The sequence below is a fragment of the Mitsuaria sp. BK041 genome (assembly GCF_014193085.1).
Lineage (GTDB): Bacteria > Pseudomonadota > Gammaproteobacteria > Burkholderiales > Burkholderiaceae_C > Roseateles.
Map to the genome: position 1 here is coordinate 1,363,602 of NZ_JACHYT010000002.1, position 14,846 is coordinate 1,378,447.

15 protein-coding genes are annotated in these 14,846 nt (G+C 69.0%); 6 read left to right on the forward strand and 9 right to left on the reverse strand.

The window, feature by feature from the left end; all coding sequences use genetic code 11:
- Positions 1-21: 21 nt before the first annotated feature.
- The gene (locus tag FHT38_RS21885; protein WP_183493208.1) at positions 22-2,157 is read right to left on the reverse strand and encodes a diguanylate cyclase domain-containing protein; all 2,136 of its coding nucleotides are present in this window, start codon (positions 2,155-2,157) and stop codon (positions 22-24) included.
- A gap of 234 nt (positions 2,158-2,391) precedes the next feature.
- On the opposite strand from FHT38_RS21885, the gene FHT38_RS21890 reads away from it, so the two are divergent.
- The 6 genes from FHT38_RS21890 to FHT38_RS21915 all read left to right on the forward strand — a co-directional run bounded on the left by FHT38_RS21890 (position 2,392) and on the right by FHT38_RS21915 (position 8,600).
- Positions 2,392-3,822 (forward strand): circularly permuted type 2 ATP-grasp protein, encoded by a 1,431-nt coding sequence (locus tag FHT38_RS21890; protein WP_091731745.1) that lies wholly within the window; start codon positions 2,392-2,394, stop codon positions 3,820-3,822.
- 79 nt (positions 3,823-3,901) lie between these two features.
- The gene (locus FHT38_RS21895; protein ID WP_183493209.1) at positions 3,902-4,870 is read left to right on the forward strand and encodes an alpha-E domain-containing protein; all 969 of its coding nucleotides are present in this window, start codon (positions 3,902-3,904) and stop codon (positions 4,868-4,870) included.
- Between the two features lie 54 nt (positions 4,871-4,924).
- Complete coding sequence (locus FHT38_RS21900; RefSeq protein ID WP_183493210.1) at positions 4,925-5,788, forward strand: transglutaminase family protein; 864 nt, start codon at positions 4,925-4,927, stop codon at positions 5,786-5,788.
- Positions 5,789-5,839: 51 nt separating this feature from the next.
- A complete protein-coding gene (locus FHT38_RS21905) occupies positions 5,840-6,574 on the forward strand; it encodes a proteasome-type protease (RefSeq protein WP_183493211.1) in 735 nt (244 codons plus the stop codon).
- A 204-nt stretch (positions 6,575-6,778) separates the two neighbouring features.
- Positions 6,779-7,969, forward strand: a complete 1,191-nt coding sequence (locus FHT38_RS21910; protein ID WP_255488885.1) for an AAA family ATPase — start codon at positions 6,779-6,781, stop codon at positions 7,967-7,969.
- 4 nt (positions 7,970-7,973) lie between these two features.
- Positions 7,974-8,600 carry a DUF4276 family protein gene (locus FHT38_RS21915; RefSeq protein ID WP_183493212.1) on the forward strand — a complete coding sequence of 209 codons (627 nt, stop codon included), beginning with the start codon at positions 7,974-7,976 and terminating at the stop codon, positions 8,598-8,600.
- Positions 8,601-8,615: 15 nt separating this feature from the next.
- On the opposite strand, the gene FHT38_RS21920 is transcribed toward FHT38_RS21915, so the two are convergent.
- The 8 genes from FHT38_RS21920 to FHT38_RS21955 all read right to left on the reverse strand — a co-directional run bounded on the left by FHT38_RS21920 (position 8,616) and on the right by FHT38_RS21955 (position 14,757).
- Complete coding sequence (locus tag FHT38_RS21920) at positions 8,616-9,086, reverse strand: DUF4440 domain-containing protein (protein ID WP_091729191.1); 471 nt, start codon at positions 9,084-9,086, stop codon at positions 8,616-8,618.
- Positions 9,087-9,181: 95 nt separating this feature from the next.
- A complete protein-coding gene (locus FHT38_RS21925; RefSeq protein ID WP_221213872.1) occupies positions 9,182-10,000 on the reverse strand; it encodes an amino acid ABC transporter ATP-binding protein in 819 nt (272 codons plus the stop codon).
- Positions 9,984-10,637, reverse strand: a complete 654-nt coding sequence (locus tag FHT38_RS21930; protein ID WP_091729197.1) for an amino acid ABC transporter permease — start codon at positions 10,635-10,637, stop codon at positions 9,984-9,986. Before FHT38_RS21930 ends, FHT38_RS21925 begins: the two co-directional genes overlap by 17 nt.
- A complete protein-coding gene (locus FHT38_RS21935) occupies positions 10,634-11,359 on the reverse strand; it encodes an amino acid ABC transporter permease (protein ID WP_091729201.1) in 726 nt (241 codons plus the stop codon). Before FHT38_RS21935 ends, FHT38_RS21930 begins: the two co-directional genes overlap by 4 nt.
- Before the next feature lie 72 nt (positions 11,360-11,431).
- Positions 11,432-12,241 (reverse strand): transporter substrate-binding domain-containing protein, encoded by an 810-nt coding sequence (locus tag FHT38_RS21940; RefSeq protein WP_183493213.1) that lies wholly within the window; start codon positions 12,239-12,241, stop codon positions 11,432-11,434.
- Entirely contained in the window at positions 12,238-13,029 is a 792-nt protein-coding gene (locus tag FHT38_RS21945; protein ID WP_183493214.1) for a GntR family transcriptional regulator, read from the reverse strand. The genes FHT38_RS21940 and FHT38_RS21945 overlap by 4 nt, the downstream gene beginning before the upstream one ends.
- A gap of 143 nt (positions 13,030-13,172) precedes the next feature.
- A complete protein-coding gene (gene nadC, locus FHT38_RS21950; RefSeq protein WP_183493215.1) occupies positions 13,173-14,033 on the reverse strand; it encodes a carboxylating nicotinate-nucleotide diphosphorylase in 861 nt (286 codons plus the stop codon).
- A 25-nt stretch (positions 14,034-14,058) separates the two neighbouring features.
- Positions 14,059-14,757 (reverse strand): fumarylacetoacetate hydrolase family protein, encoded by a 699-nt coding sequence (locus tag FHT38_RS21955; RefSeq protein WP_091729217.1) that lies wholly within the window; start codon positions 14,755-14,757, stop codon positions 14,059-14,061.
- Positions 14,758-14,846: the final 89 nt, after the last annotated feature.

The window sequence follows — 14,846 nt, forward strand, 5'->3', positions numbered from 1 at the left end:
TTAAACCTGATGCCGCCGCGCTCAATCGGCCAGCCGCCAGCAGCCGCGGCCGGCCGCCTTCGCCGCATAGAGCGCATCGTCCGCGCGGCCGAGCAGCGCCACTTCGCCTTCCTGGCCGCCGTCGTGGCAGGCGATGCCGATGCTGGTGGACAGCTGCAGCTGCTGGCCCTGCAGCGTCAGCGGCGCCTTCACCGCGTCCAGCACCTTGCGCGCCACGCCGGCGGCTTCGTCCGGCGCGTTCAGGTTCTCGAGGATCAGCACGAACTCGTCGCCGGCCAGGCGGCAGAGCTGGTCGGTCTCGCGGATCGCGCCGCGCACCCGGTCGGCGAAGGCGCGCAGCACCGCGTCGCCGGCCGCATGCCCCAACGAATCATTCACCTGCTTGAAGTGGTCCAGGTCCAGGAACATCAGCGCCAGCGTCCGGCCGTTGCGGCGGTTGCGCGCCAGCGATTCCGACAGGCGGGACTCGAACTGCCGCCGGTTCGGCAGCCCTGTCAGCGGATCGACGCGGCTGAGCTGGTCCAGCTCCCGCTCGACCTGCTTGAACGCGGTGATGTCGGTGGCCAGCGTGTAGACGCCGGCCACGCTGCCATCGGGCTGAACGTCGGGCACGTATTCGGCCAGCAGGTCCCGCACCACGCCGTTGGCTTCGGAGCGCGTCTCGAAGCGCTGCCGCGCGCCGGCCAGCGCCGCCTTCAGGAAGGGCAGCCGCTGCTCGTGCAGCACCGGCCCGATGACCTCAGCCAGCGGCCGGTCCAGCGCCTCCTCCGGCGCCATGCCCATCCAGGCGCGGAAGGTCGCGTTGAGGAACCGGAGCCGGTGCTCCGAGTCGATGTAGGAGATCAGCACCGGCAGGTTGTCGGCGATGGTGCGCAGCCGGCGCTCGATGGACTCCTGGCGCAGCAGCGCGTCGTGCAGTTCCAGCGTGCGCGCCTGCACGCGCAGCTCCAGCGACGCGTTCAGCTCGGCCAGCGAGCGGTCCTGATCGGCCTGGCGGTGCGCCAGGTCGTTCAGCGCCTGCGACAGCACCGCCGCCTCGCGGTAGCCACCGACGGCCGGCAAATGGTCCTCGCTGAGATGACGGCGCTGCGCGATCGCGGCGGCCAGCTCGCGCAGCGGCCGGCTCATGCGCCGGGCCAGCCACCAGCTCAGCGGCACCGCCAGCGCCAGCATCAGGATCGCGCTCAGCGCGATCTGACGCCGCAGGCCGTAGTAGTCGGCCAGCGCCACGGCCACCGGCTGGCGCACGAGCACCGTCCAGCCCAGTCCCGGATACGGGCCGTAGCCCTGGCTGGGCACGCTCACCGCGAAGTACTCGACGCCGCCGGCCTCATGGTGACGCAGGCCCTGCCCGCTCTCCGCGCCGATCGGCATCTTCCTGCCCTCCTGGTCCGAGGGTCCCAGGATCACCACCCCATCCTTGCCCAGCACCAGCGCGTCGGCCTGGTGGGAGGCCATGGTCGCGTCGATCAGCTCGCTCTTGATCTGGCGCGCCCAGCCCCAGCTCAGGTGGACGCCGAACACGCCCTGCAACTGCCCGCGCCCATCCAGCAGCGGCACCGCGAAGTCGACGAAACGCCAGGGCTCGTTCTGGCGCGGCAGGAGTTTTTCCAGCAGCAGCGCCGCATGCACGTCGCCGACGAAGGGCTGGCCGCTCCGCGCGCCCTGCCACCACGGTCGCTTGGAGACGTCCACCCCGTCCAGCAGGCCGCCGGCGGCGGCGAGCACCTTGCCTTGCGCGTCGGTCACACCCAGCCACGCAAAGTGGTCGAAGCCGACCTGCACCTGATCCAGCGCGCGGCGCATCGCCTCGGGATCGTCGAAGCGGCGGAAGGGCTCCAGCTGCGCCAGCACCCGCACTTCCTTGAACTGCTGCGCCATGCCACGGTCGAGCGCGTCGCGGAAGTCCACAGCCACCTGCCGCAGCGACTCCACCGCGCGCCGCTCGGCGTGGGCGCGGGCGAAGTTCTCGATCAGCAGCGCGGTGATCAACAGCGCCGTGGCCACCGCAGCCAGCACCATCGCGGTGAGCCAGCGGCCGAGCGAGGCCCGCGAGCCGCGCGGCGGAATGAAACCATCGTGACCGCCGGCGGCGGCGGAGCCGCCCGGTCGTCCGGGCGTGGGAGGCGGCGGGAGCGCCTGGGAGTGATCGTGCATCACGGGGTTGTATCGAGAGCGGCGACCGGCCGCAACGCGGGATAGTGCCACTGCACCAGCGGTGGGCGATGACGGAACCTGCCGAGGCACCGTCACGGGGCAGGCTTTGCAGGCGCACCAAAACCGGTCAAGCTCGGGCCCGTGCCGGCCCCACCAGGGCGTCGGGCTGGGCACGGGCCTTGCAACCTGCCCCGCCGGGCCGCCGCCCGGAGGCGGTCCGTCCCTGGAGACCCCATGCATGCGCTGACTTTGCCGGCCGCCGGCCATTACGACGAGATGCTGCTGCAAAGCGGCGCGATCCGGCCCAGCTACCAGGCCTTCGCGGACTGGCTGCACGCACAGACGCCGGAGGCGCTCGCGAAGAAGCGGGCCGAGGCCGACCTGCTGTTCCACAAGGTGGGCATCACCTTCGCCGTCTATGGCGACGAGGCCGGCGCGGAGCGCCTCATCCCCTTCGACACCGTCCCCCGGATCGTCCCGGCCGACGAATGGCGGATGCTCGAACGCGGCCTGCGCCAGCGCGTCACCGCGCTCAACCGCTTCCTGTGGGACATCTATCACGAGCATGAGATCGTGAAGGCCGGGCTGATCCCAGCCGAGCAGGTCTTCGCGAATGCGCAGTATCAGCCGGCGATGCAGGGGCTGGACCTGCCGCTGGGCGTCTACGCCCACATCACCGGCGTCGACCTGATCCGACACGCCGACGGCGGTTATTACGTGCTCGAGGACAACCTGCGCGTCCCCTCCGGCGTCAGCTACATGCTGGAGAACCGCAAGATGATGATGCGGCTCTTCCCCGAGCTGTTCGCCAAGTACGCGATCGCGCCGGTCGCGCACTATCCGGCGCTGCTGCTCAACACGCTGCGCCAGGCCAGCCCGGCGGACAACCCGACCGTCGTCGTGCTGACGCCGGGACCGTTCAACTCGGCCTACTTCGAGCATGCCTTCCTCGCGCAGCAGATGGGCGTCGAGCTGGTCGAGGGCCAGGACCTGTTCGTCAAGGACGGCTTCGTGTTCATGCGCACCACGGTCGGCCCCAAGCGCGTGGACGTGATCTATCGCCGCATCGACGACGCCTTCCTCGACCCGCTGGCCTTCCGCGCGGATTCGATGCTGGGCGTGCCGGGGCTGCTGTCGGTCTACAAGCAGGGCCACGTGGTGCTGGCCAACGCGATCGGGACCGGCGTCGCGGACGACAAGTCCATCTATCCCTACGTGCCGGACATGATCCGGTTCTACCTCGGCGAGGAGCCCATCCTGCACAACGTGCCGACCTGGCAATGCCGCAAGCCCGAGGACCTCGACCATGTGCTGAACCACATGGCGGACCTGGTGGTGAAGGAGGTCCACGGCGCCGGCGGCTACGGGATGCTGGTCGGGCCGGCGTCGACGGCGGCCGAGGTCGCCGACTTCAAGGAGCGGGTCAAGGCCAACCCGGCCAACTACATCGCGCAGCCGACGCTGTGCCTGTCAAGCTGCCCGACCTTCGTCGAGCGCGGCATCGCGCCCCGCCACATCGACCTGCGGCCCTTCGTGCTCTCGGGCCGCGAGGTCAACATGGTGGCCGGCGGCCTGACGCGCGTCGCGCTGAAGGCTGGCTCGCTGGTCGTCAATTCGTCGCAGGGCGGCGGGACGAAAGACACCTGGATCCTGGAGAGAACATGATGCGCGCACGCCCACTTCCTTCGCTGGCCGTCGACGCGGCGCCAGCATCCCTGGAGCGCGGCCCGGCAGGAGGCTCGACATGTTGAGCCGCACCGCCGCCCAGCTCTACTGGATGAGCCGCTACCTGGAGCGCGCCGAGAACCTCGTGCGCATGCTCGACGTGACGCATTCGCTGTCGTTGCTGCCGCAGTCGCGCGGCGCCGCGACGGAGCTGGCCGCGCCGCTCGCGGTGACCGGCACGCTGGAGGCCTACCAGGCGCGCCATCCCGGCCTGAGCGCCGAGCAGCTGTTCCGCTTCATGGGGCTGGACCTGGACAACCCGGCGTCGGTGCTGTCCTGCATCCGTCAGGCGCGGGAGAACGCGCATGCGGTGCGCGGCCAGATCACCGCCGAGATGTGGGAAGCCATCAACACCAGCTGGCTGGAAGCGCGAGGACTCGCGCGCAAGGGCTTCGCCGAGCCATCGTCCTTCTTCGACTGGGTGAAGGAACGCTCGCACCTCTTCCGCGGCGCCACCTACGGCACGCTGCAGCGCAACGACGCCTACTGCTTCATCCGGCTCGGCACCTTCGTCGAGCGCGCCGACAACACCGCGCGCTTGCTGGACGTGAAGTCCCAGCTGATCGCGCCGGCGGTGGACACGCTGGCGCCGGTCGACGCGCCCAGCGAGAGCGCGCCCGACTTCTACGCGTGGAACGCGCTGCTGCGCTCGCTCTCGGCCTTCGAGGCGTATCACGCGGCCTACCGCGACAGCCTCAACGGCCGCCGCGTGACGGAGCTGCTGATCCTGCGCCCGGACGTGCCGCGCTCGCTGCGCGCCTGCTGCGACGAGATCCGGTCCATCCTGCCGCAGATCGAGGCCCGCGGCGGCGCCGAGGACGCCGGCCGCACCGCCAAGCAGAGCGCCAGCCGGCTCGCGCTGCGGCTGGAGTACGGTGCGGTGGACGAGATCCTCGAGCAGGGCCTGCATCCGTGGCTGACGGGCTTCCTGGAAGACTCGGCCCGCCTGAGCCTGGACATCCAGCAGGCCTACTTCGAAGCGCAATGACCTCGGCGCCGACCGCGTCGTTCCGACGCGGCGGACGCCCCCCGGAGACAAGGCATGCACCTGCACATCTCGCACGAGACGGTCTACGACTACGACGCGCCGGTGGCGCGCAGCACGCAGTACCTGCGCCTCACGCCGCGCGCGGGCCGTGGCCTGCGCGTGCTGCACTGGCATCTGGAACTGCCGGCACCGGCGAGCGCCTGCAAGGACGCGTTCGGCAACACCATGCATGTGTTGAGCCTGGACGGTCCGCGGCGCGACATCGTCCTGCGCGCGGTCGGCGAGGTCGACACCAGCGATGCGCCCCCCACGCCCGATCCCGAGGATGAGCTGCCCGCGCCGCTGTTCCTGCGCGACAGCCCGCTGACGCGCGCGGACGAGCCGCTGCGGCAGTTCGCCGCGAGCTTCGCCGACGCCACGACCGCCGATGCCCACGGCGCGCTGCTGGCGCTGATGGCGGCGCTGGGCGAACGCATGCCCTACGTGCGGGGCTACACCGATGCGGCCACGCCGGCGGCGCAGGCCTTCGCCACCGGTCACGGCGTCTGCCAGGACCACGCGCAGGTCTTCGTCTGCTGCGCGCGGCTGCTGGGGCTGCCGGCGCGATATGTGTCGGGTTACCTGGCCACCGACTTCGAGCACGTGGCCAGCCATGCCTGGGCCGAGGTGCGGCTGCCCGACGCCGCAACGACGGCGACGGCGGCGACGGACGGTCATGACGCATCGCACGGCATGGCGGGCGGCTGGCTGGGTTACGACATCAGCAACCAGTGCCTGGCCGATGGTCGCTACGTGAAGCTGGCGATCGGCGCGGACTATCTGGACGCCTGTCCCGTGCGCGGCGTACGAACAGGCGGCGGGCTCGAAACCATGCGGGCCGAAGTGCTCGTGAAGCCCGGCACGACCGACCAGCAATGACGAAGGGCGCCTCGCCCACAAGCGCGGATTGATCGGCTACGCTCGCGCCCCATGACTTACTGTGTTGCCATGCGGCTGCGTGCCGGCCTGCTGTTCGCGTCGGATTCCCGCACCAACGCGGGCGTGGATCACATCGCCACCTTCCGCAAGATGAATGTGTTCGAGCAGCCTGGCGAACGCCTGATCACGCTGCTCAACGCCGGCAACCTGGCGACGACGCAGAGCGTGGTGAGCCTGCTGCGCCAGCGCGCGGTCGGCCAGGGCGCGCACCTGATGAACCTGACCTCGATGTACGACGTCGCGGAGCTGGTGGGCAAGACCCTCAAGGAAGTGGTCGCGCGCGACAGCGATGGTCCCGGCCAGCTCAACCAGGGCGTGGACTTCGGCGCCAACTTCATCGTCGGCGGCCAGATCCGGGGCGAGCCGCCGCGGATCTTCCATGTCTATCCGCAGGGCAACTTCATCGAGGCCACGGAAGACACGCCCTACCTGCAGATCGGCGAATCCAAGTACGGCAAGCCCATCATCGACCGCGTGATCGATTTCGACAGCTCGCTGGCCGAGGCCACCAAGTGCGCGCTGATCTCGTTCGACTCGACGATCCGCAGCAATTTGTCGGTGGGCCTGCCGATCGACATGCTGCTCTACAAGACCGACAGCTTCGCGCCCGCGCAGCCCCACCGCATCACGCGGGAGGATCCCTACTTCATGAAGGTGAGCCAGGGCTGGGGCGGCGGCCTCAAGCGCGTCTTCGAGCAGTTGCCGGACGAGGACTGGTTCGCGTGAGGTGACACCTCAATCTCGCGGTGGCACCCGGTGGGAGTCCGCCACGCCGATTCCCCATTGCAAGTGGGACCGATGGCTCTAGACTTGCCGCTTTGATTTCTGGCGTCGGAGCCAGACAAAGCCTGCAAAGATCACGAGATGCCCGCCACCCGTTCCTCAGCCGGGACTCGGCTCCGTCCCCGCGCTCCGGCGCGCATTGAATACTTGAAGGTTCAGAACTTCAGGGCACTTCGGGACGTCGAGTTCAAGGACCTTACTCCATTCACCGTACTGCTTGGGCCTAACGGCAGCGGCAAATCCACGGTCTTCGACGTCTTCGCATTCCTTGCCGAGTGTTTTGAGCTTGGCCTACGAAGGGCCTGGGATAAGCGCGGCCGCGCTAGAGAGTTGAAGACACGGGGCGCGGACGGCCCGATCGTCATTGAGATCAAGTATCGCGAACCGAATTTCCCACTGATCACGTATCACCTCGCCGTGGACGAAGAAGGCGGTGGGCCAGTGGTGGTGGAAGAGTGGCTTCGATGGAAGCGCGGTAGCCATGGTCAGCCGTTCAGGTTCCTGGACTATCGGATGGGGCAAGGGCGAGCAACCAGCGGCGAACAGCCTGACGAACAAGACCGGCGCGTTGAGACCCCTCTGAAGTCGCCGGATCTGCTCGCTGTGAATGCGCTGGGGCAATTCGCGGAACATCCTCGCGTGGCAGCGCTGCGAGAGTTCATCACCGGTTGGTATGTCTCGTATCTCTCGGCCGACAGCGCCAGGGGCCAACCCGAGGCTGGACCCCAAGAGCGACTCACTCGTACCGGCGACAACCTCGCCAACGTCATTCAGTTCCTCGGCGAACTTCATCCCGCAAGGCTTGAGAGAGTCTTCGAGATACTGCGCCAGCGAGTGCCTCGAATTGAACGAGTGCTCGCGGAAACGATGCCTGACGGTCGTTTGCTGCTGCAGATCAAGGACGCCCCCTTCAGTCATCCGGTCCTGGCCCGTTTCGCATCAGACGGAACGCTCAAGATGCTGGCGTATCTGCTGCTCCTTCATGATCCAGCGCCGCCGCCGTTCATCGGCATCGAGGAGCCTGAGAACTATCTCCACCCTCGCCTCTTGCCTGAACTGGCGGAGGAGTGCCGCACTGCGGTGAACTCGACGCAACTCCTGGTCACGACCCACTCGCCCTTCTTCCTCAACGTCCTGCGAGCCAATGAAGTACGGGTACTGTGGCGTGATGATCATGGCTACACGCAGGTGCAGCGAGCGTCGGATCTTCCGGGCATTCCGCAATTCATGGAACAAGGAGCGCTCCTTGGACATCTCTGGATGGAGGGGCAACTTGGTATCGGAGATCCGCTGACGAACCAGGGTGCCCCAACTCGCCCCTTGATGCGAGGGCGCTGAACGAATGCCCACGAGCCACATCGCGCTCTTGGTCGAGGAGCCATCGATGGAAGCGTTCCTTCAGTCGCTTCTGCCCCGCATCCTGCCTGCCACGACCACCTTCGAGATTCACGCGTTCCAGGGGAAGTCCGACCTGCTCGCCAAGCTTGAAGCACGCCTGAGGGGCTACTCGCAGTGGCTACCGGAAGACTGGCGGCTCTTTGTCCTGGTCGACTGCGACGACGAGGATTGCCGGAGCTTGAAGCGAAGCTTGGACAGAATGGCCAGCCGCGCAGGACTTCGTGTGCAAGGCCAAGCGGGACGCGACCCTTCCTGGCAGGTGGTGAATCGCATTGCCATCGAGGAACTGGAAGCTTGGTACTTTGGAGACTGGGATGCCGTCCGCGCAGAATTCCCTCGCGTCTCACCGAATGTTCCCCAGCGCCAGGGCTTCAGAGATCCGGATGCAATCCTTGGCGGCACTTGGGAGGCTTTTGAGCGAGTTCTCCAGAATCACGGCTACTTCAAGGAAGGTCTGCCGAAGATCGATACCGCGCGACGCCTCGGCCGGCGCATCCTCATTGACGAATGCAGGTCTTCAAGCTTCAAGGCATTTCGACGCGCGCTTCTTGAGGCGCTTCAGGCACCCTGAGGTGGCAGCGGCCCGTCAGCGCTTGCAGTCGCAGACGTCGCTGCCGTTGTCGAAGACGACGCGCCAGCGGCCATCGGGATCGAGTCGCCAGGTCGATGCGAAGCGCGCGACCAGCTTGCCCTTCGCATGCACCGGTCCGGTCGAATAGGCGAGCGTGCCGTCCGGCAGCGCCTCGACGAGATCGGGCGCCCATGAGAACGGCGCCTCGGCGCCATCGAAGAAGCGCTTCCATTCCGCGAGCACGGCTGCCCGGCCGCGCAGCGGCTTGCTGCCGTTGATGAAGATCGCGTCCTCCGCGACGAATTCGGCGAATGCCTTGAAGTCGCGTTTGGCCATGGTCGCGGCGAAGGCGATCTCGGCCTCGCGCACCGCGGACGCGCCACTCGGCGCCACCGCCTGCGCCTGCAACGGCGCCATGAACGAAACCGCCAGCATGCCGGCGGTCAATGCCAAGGGGGATCGAAGGATCGAGCGGCGGTCGGGCATGGCGAGGCTCCTGGTGACGTAGGCCGAGGAGTCTAGGCCGCGCGCGCCCTCATGCCGATGGACACGCCCCTTTCGACGGCCCCCTCCCGAGCGACTCACTCATCCAGCGACTTCAGGAACTGCCTCAGCTCCGGCGTCCTCGGCGCGCCGAAGATCTCGGCCGGCGGTCCGATCTCGTGCACGCGGCCCTGGTGCATGAAGATCACCCGGTCCGCCACCTTGCGCGCGAAGCTCATCTCGTGCGTGACCATCAGCAGGGTCATGCCCTCCTCGGCCAGCGACTCCACCACCCGCAGCACCTCGCCCACCAGCTCGGGGTCCAGCGCCGAGGTGATCTCATCGCACAGCAGCACCTGCGGCTCCATCGCCAGCGCCCGCGCGATCGCCACGCGCTGCTGCTGACCGCCGGACAGCTGGTCCGGCATCGCGTCGAACTTCTCCGCCAGCCCCACCCGCGCCAGCAGCGTCCGCGCCTGCTCGGCGGCGTCCTGGTCGGAGCGCTTCTTCACCAGCGTCGGCGCCAGCATCACGTTGCGCCCCACGCTCAGGTGCGGGAACAGGTTGAAGCCCTGGAAGATCATGCCCACCTGCTGCCGCAGCGCGCGCATCGCCATCGCGCTGTCGTGCAGCAGCGGCTTGTCGGCCACGCGCAGGGAGCCGTCCTGGAACTGCTCCAGGCCGTTGATGCAACGCAGCAGCGTGCTCTTGCCCGAGCCGCTCTTGCCGATCAGCGCGATCACCTCGCCGCGCATCACGTCCAGGTCGATGCCCTTGAGCACCTCGTTGGTCCCGTAGGACTTGCGCAGCGCGGTGATGCGCACGATGGGCACGCCCGGCACGGGCGTGGAAGCGGCGGTCGCGACGTCGGCGGCGTTGGCGGTATCGGCGCTCACGGTCTCAGGCAGCACGGCCATGTTGCTTCCTCTCCAGATGTTGGGCAGCCAGGCTCACGGGGAAGCACAGCGCGAAATAGAACAGCGCCACGCAGCCGAAGACCAGGAAGGGCTTGAAGCTCGCGTTGGCGATCATGCCGCCCGCCTTGGTCAGCTCGACGAAGCCGATCACCGAGGCCAGCGCGGTCCCCTTGATCACCTGCACCAGGAACCCGACCGTCGGCGCGATCGCCAGGCGCGCGGCCTGCGGCAGGATCACGTGCCGCAGCTGCTCGCCGAAGCTCATGGCCAGGCTGCGCGCGGCCTCCCACTGGCCGCGCGGCACGGCCTCGACGCAGCCGCGCCAGATCTCGACCAGGTAGGCGCTCGTGTAGAGCGTCAGCGCCAGCGACGCCGCCGTCCACGCCGACACCTCGATGCCCAGCAGCGCCAGCCCGAAGTAGGCGAGGAACAGCTGCATCAGCAGCGGCGTGCCCTGGAACAGCGCGACGTAGGCGCCGATCAGGCGCTGCGTCTTGCGGCCCAGGCCGATGCGCAGGCACAGCAGGGTGCCGCCGACCAGGCCACCGCCGATGAAGGCGATCAGCGACAGCGCCACCGTCCAGCGCAGCGCGAGCGCCAGGTTGCGCAGGATGTCCCAGAGGGTGAACTCGATCATGGACGGCTCCCCGTGCCGGTGCCGGCCAGGCGTCGCCACAGCGCCGGCCGTGTCGGCGCCGGTGCGCCGCCGAAGAACCACCGCGGCCCGGCCCACAGCAGCAGGCGCCGCACCAGCACGGACAGCGCCAGGTAGATCAGCGTCGCGACGATGAAGGCCTCGAACGCGCGGAAGTTGCGGCTCTGGATCAGGTTGGCGGCGTAGCTGAGCTCCTCGGTGGAGATCTGCCCGCACACCGCCGAGCCCAGCATCACGATCACGATCTGGCTCGTCATCGCCGGCCACACCCGCTTGAACGCCGGCGGCAGGATCACGCGCGTGAAGACCTGCGTCGGCCCGAGCGCCAGGCTCTGCGCCGCTTCCCACTGGCCCTTGGGCGCGGCCTGGATGCCGGCGCGCAGGATCTCGGTGCCGTAGGCGCCCAGGTTCAGCGTCATCGCGATCAGCGAGGCGCTGGTCGGCGACAGCTTCACGCCCAGCGACGGCAGGCCGAAGAACACGAAGAACAGCTGCACGATGAACGGCGTGTTGCGCAGCAGCTCGACATAGACGCCGACCAGGCGCCTCGCCCAGGCCGGGCCGCAGGCGCGCGTCCAGGCGCCCAGCGTCGCGATCGCCAGACCCAGCGGCACCGCGATCACGGTCAGGCCCACGGTCCACGCCAGGCCGCGCAGCAGCAGCGGCCATTCGGCGAGGACGGCGCCGAAGTCGAACTCGATCATGGGCGGCTCCCGGAGGGACCAGCGAATGGCGCGGTCGGTCTCACGTCAGGCACGGCGGCGATCCGCGTCCGCTCAGAGCGGCAGCTCGCCAGCGCCGCGGCCCAGCCACTTCTTGGACAGGGCCTCGAGTTCGCCCGCCTGCTTGGCCGCCGCGATGATCGCGTTGACCTTGGCCAGCAGCGCGTCCTCGCCCTTGGCGACGCCGATGAAGCAGGGGCTGTCCTTGAGCAGCAGCTTGTATTCGACATTCAGGCCGGGCTGGCGCTGCATCAGGTTGCCGGCGACCGCGGCGCTGGTGGCCAGCACCTGCGTCTGCCCGGCGGCGAACGCGGCGATGGTCGCGTTGTTGTCCTCGAAGCGCTTGAACTCCAGCGTCGACGGCGCGACCTTGGCCAGCTCCTGGTCCTCCATCGCGCCGCGCGTGACCGCGACGCTCTTGCCGGCGAGGTCGGCGAAGCTCTTGATCGCCAGGCTCTTGGGCGCGAAGACCGCCTGGTAGAAAGGCGCGTAGGCCGAGCTGAAGGCGATGACCTTCTCGCGCTCCGGGTTCTTGCCGAGCGTGGAGATGACCAGGTCGGCCTTCTTCGTCTGCAGGTAGGGAATGCGGTTGGCGCTGGTCACCGGCACCAGCTCGACCTTCACGCCGAGCTTGGCGGCGATCAACTCGGCCATCGCGACGTCCAGGCCTTGCGGCTTCATGTCGGGACCGACGAAGCCATAGGGCGGGTAGTCGGTCGGAATGGCGATCTTGATGGTCTTGGCCTTGGTGATCGTGTCCAGCGCGGTCTGCGCCTGGGCGCCCAGCGCGAGCAGGCCCAGGCCCGCGGCCAGCAGCAGGCGGCGCGGCAGCGCGTGGACGGAGGAACGGACGGCGTGGCTCATAACAAGGCTCCTAGGTAGGCGGGGGCGGGATCGGCGGAGTCGGACCCGTCGCGGCGCGCGGCGCGCGGGCGGCGGGAGGTCGAGGGAGCGGCGGATGCGGCGGTGGCGGCCGGCGACGCGAGCGGCGTCAGCGCCTGCCGCAGCTGATGCAGCGGGTCGTCGGTCTGCGTGTCGAGCTGCAGGCCCGACTGCACGCTGGCCAGGTGGGCGGCCATCAGCGCTTCGGCGCCCGCGGCGTCGCCCCGCTCGAGCGCCGCGACGATCGCGACATGCTCCTGGCAGGACTGCGCCGCCTCGTGCGACGACTGGTAGAGCATCGCGATCAGCGTGGTGCGCGCGGTGTAGTCGCGCAGCGTGTCGGCGAGCAGGCTGTTGCCCAGGCACTCGGCCAGGCAGACATGGAAGTCGCCGAGCAGGAAGCTGCGCGCGCCGACGTCGTCGCCGCGCAGCGCGGCCTTCTCCTGCGCCAGGTGTTTCTTCAGCCGCGTCAGCGCCGGCTTGTCCAGGGCGCGGCGGCCCCGCAGCAGGCCGAGCTCGATGACTCGGCGCGCCTCGAAGGCTTCACGGGCCTCCTCGCGCGAGGGCGCGATCAGGTACCAGCCGCGCCGCGCGCTGACGGTGACGATGCCCCGCGCGGCCAGGCGCGTCAGCGCCTCGCGGACGATGGTGCGGCTGCAGTCGAAGAGCAGCGCCAGCGGCTGCTCGCCGAGCCGCGTGCCCGGCGCCAGCTTCTGCGCGAGCACGGCGTCGATGATCCGTTGGCTGATGTCGGTGGCGGTGATGCCCATGCCCAGGGCATTGCAGCTTCCGTGCCAGCGGCCGCCACGCGTGCCTCACTGGCGCATCTGTCTTGTATGCAAGCCAGGACGACACACGCGTGCCGCCGTTGCGCACAAGCTTGGTGTGCGAGGCACCGTCCCGGTGCCTGGCCTCAGCCCTCGACCCGCATCGAGTAGTCCACCGCCTTGGCGTCCTTGGTGAGGCGCCCGACCGAGATGCGGTCGACGCCGGTGGCCGCGATCCAGCGCAGCTGGTCGATGGCCACGCCGCCCGACACCTCCAGCAGCGCCCGGCCGCCGGCGATGGCCACCGCCTCGCGCATCATCGGCTCGCTGAAGTTGTCCAGCAGCACGCTGACCGCGCCGGCGGCCAGCGCCTCGCGCAGCTGCTCCAGGGTCTCGACCTCCACCTGGATGGACACGCCGGCGTTCAGCGCCTGCGCCTGCCGCAGCGCCTGCGTCACGCCGCCGGCCGCGGCGATGTGGTTTTCCTTGATCAGGATGCCGTCGTACAGCGCCAGGCGCTGGTTCGCGCCGCCGCCCACGCGCACCGCGTACTTCTGCGCCAGGCGCAGCCCGGGCAGGGTCTTGCGCGTGTCCAGCACCGCGCAGCCGCGCGGGTTCGGACTGGCGCCCTCGATGGCGCGGGCATGGGCGCGCGTCGCCGTCGCGGTGCCTGACAGCAGCTGCAGGAAGTTCAGCGCCGGCCGCTCGGCCGAGAGCAGCGAGCGGCTCTCGGCCTCGATGCGGCAGACGAGGGTGTCGGGCGCCATGTCGGCACCCTCGTCGTACAGCCACTCGATCCGCGACGAGCCGTCCAGCGCCAGGAACACGCCCTCGAACCAGTCGCGGCCGCACAGCACCGCCGCCTCGCGCACCCGCACATGGGCCTGCACGCGCCGGCCCGACGGCACCAGCCGCGCGGTCCAGTCGCTGATGCCGATGTCCTCGAACAGCGCGTCGCGGATGTTGCGCGCGCGGGCCTCGTCCAGGGTCTCGTTGTGGTCGAACATCGTCGCGGTCCCGGCTGCCTCTGGATTACTCGGCGTCGCCGATGGTGATCGACAGCTCGCCGAAGCCCTCGATGACGCCGGTGATCACGTCGCCCGGCTTCACCGGGCCGACGCCTTCGGGCGTGCCGGTGTAGATCAGGTCGCCCGGCGCCAGGTGATAGAACTGCGACAGGTTGGCCACCAGCTCCGGAATGCTCCAGATCATGTCGGACAGGTCACCGCGCTGCTTCTCGACGCCGTTCACCGCCAGCGTGATCGCGCCCTGGGACAGCTCGCCCAGCTCCGAACGCGGCACCAGCGGAGTGATGACGGCCGAATGCTCGAAGCCCTTGCCCAGGTCCCAGGGCCGGCCGATGGCCTTGGCCTCGTTCTGCAGGTCGCGGCGCGTCATGTCCAGGCCGGCGGCGTAACCCCAGACCGCGTCGGCGGCCTGCTCGGGCGTGGCCTTGAAGACCGGCTTGCCGATCGCCACGACCAGTTCCATCTCGTAATGCAGGTTCTTCGTGCCGGGCGCGTAGGGGATGGTGCCGCCCGACGGCGCCAGCGCGCTGGCCGGCTTGGTGAAGTAGAACGGCGGCTCGCGGTCCGGATCGCTGCCCATCTCGCGGGCATGCGCCGCGTAGTTGCGACCGACGCAGAAGATGCGGCTCACGGCATAGCGCGCATCGCTGCCGCGCACGGCCACGGCGGCCTGCGGCGCTGGGGGGAAGACATAAGTGCTCATGGCGTGCGGAGGTAACGATCGCAACGATCGTGCAAGGAAGGAGGGGAGCGCGGAGCATAACCTTGGCAAATCCACGCGGCATTGCTAGG

What these genes read in the sequence shown, in the direction of transcription:
- FHT38_RS21920 (WP_091729191.1), bottom strand. Translation starts at nt 9,086, where the DNA reads ATGCCCGACCGCCGCTCGATCCTTCGATCCCCCTTGGCATTGACCGCC.
- FHT38_RS21885 (WP_183493208.1), bottom strand. Translation starts at nt 2,157, where the DNA reads ATGCACGATCACTCCCAGGCGCTCCCGCCGCCTCCCACGCCCGGACGA.
- nadC (WP_183493215.1), bottom strand. Translation starts at nt 14,033, where the DNA reads ATGTTCGACCACAACGAGACCCTGGACGAGGCCCGCGCGCGCAACATC.
- FHT38_RS21945 (WP_183493214.1), bottom strand. Translation starts at nt 13,029, where the DNA reads ATGGGCATCACCGCCACCGACATCAGCCAACGGATCATCGACGCCGTG.
- FHT38_RS21940 (WP_183493213.1), bottom strand. Translation starts at nt 12,241, where the DNA reads ATGAGCCACGCCGTCCGTTCCTCCGTCCACGCGCTGCCGCGCCGCCTG.
- FHT38_RS21935 (WP_091729201.1), bottom strand. Translation starts at nt 11,359, where the DNA reads ATGATCGAGTTCGACTTCGGCGCCGTCCTCGCCGAATGGCCGCTGCTG.
- FHT38_RS21895 (WP_183493209.1), top strand. Translation starts at nt 3,902, where the DNA reads ATGTTGAGCCGCACCGCCGCCCAGCTCTACTGGATGAGCCGCTACCTG.
- FHT38_RS21890 (WP_091731745.1), top strand. Translation starts at nt 2,392, where the DNA reads ATGCATGCGCTGACTTTGCCGGCCGCCGGCCATTACGACGAGATGCTG.
- FHT38_RS21915 (WP_183493212.1), top strand. Translation starts at nt 7,974, where the DNA reads ATGCCCACGAGCCACATCGCGCTCTTGGTCGAGGAGCCATCGATGGAA.
- FHT38_RS21905 (WP_183493211.1), top strand. Translation starts at nt 5,840, where the DNA reads ATGACTTACTGTGTTGCCATGCGGCTGCGTGCCGGCCTGCTGTTCGCG.
- FHT38_RS21900 (WP_183493210.1), top strand. Translation starts at nt 4,925, where the DNA reads ATGCACCTGCACATCTCGCACGAGACGGTCTACGACTACGACGCGCCG.
- FHT38_RS21925 (WP_221213872.1), bottom strand. Translation starts at nt 10,000, where the DNA reads ATGGCCGTGCTGCCTGAGACCGTGAGCGCCGATACCGCCAACGCCGCC.
- FHT38_RS21955 (WP_091729217.1), bottom strand. Translation starts at nt 14,757, where the DNA reads ATGAGCACTTATGTCTTCCCCCCAGCGCCGCAGGCCGCCGTGGCCGTG.
- FHT38_RS21930 (WP_091729197.1), bottom strand. Translation starts at nt 10,637, where the DNA reads ATGATCGAGTTCACCCTCTGGGACATCCTGCGCAACCTGGCGCTCGCG.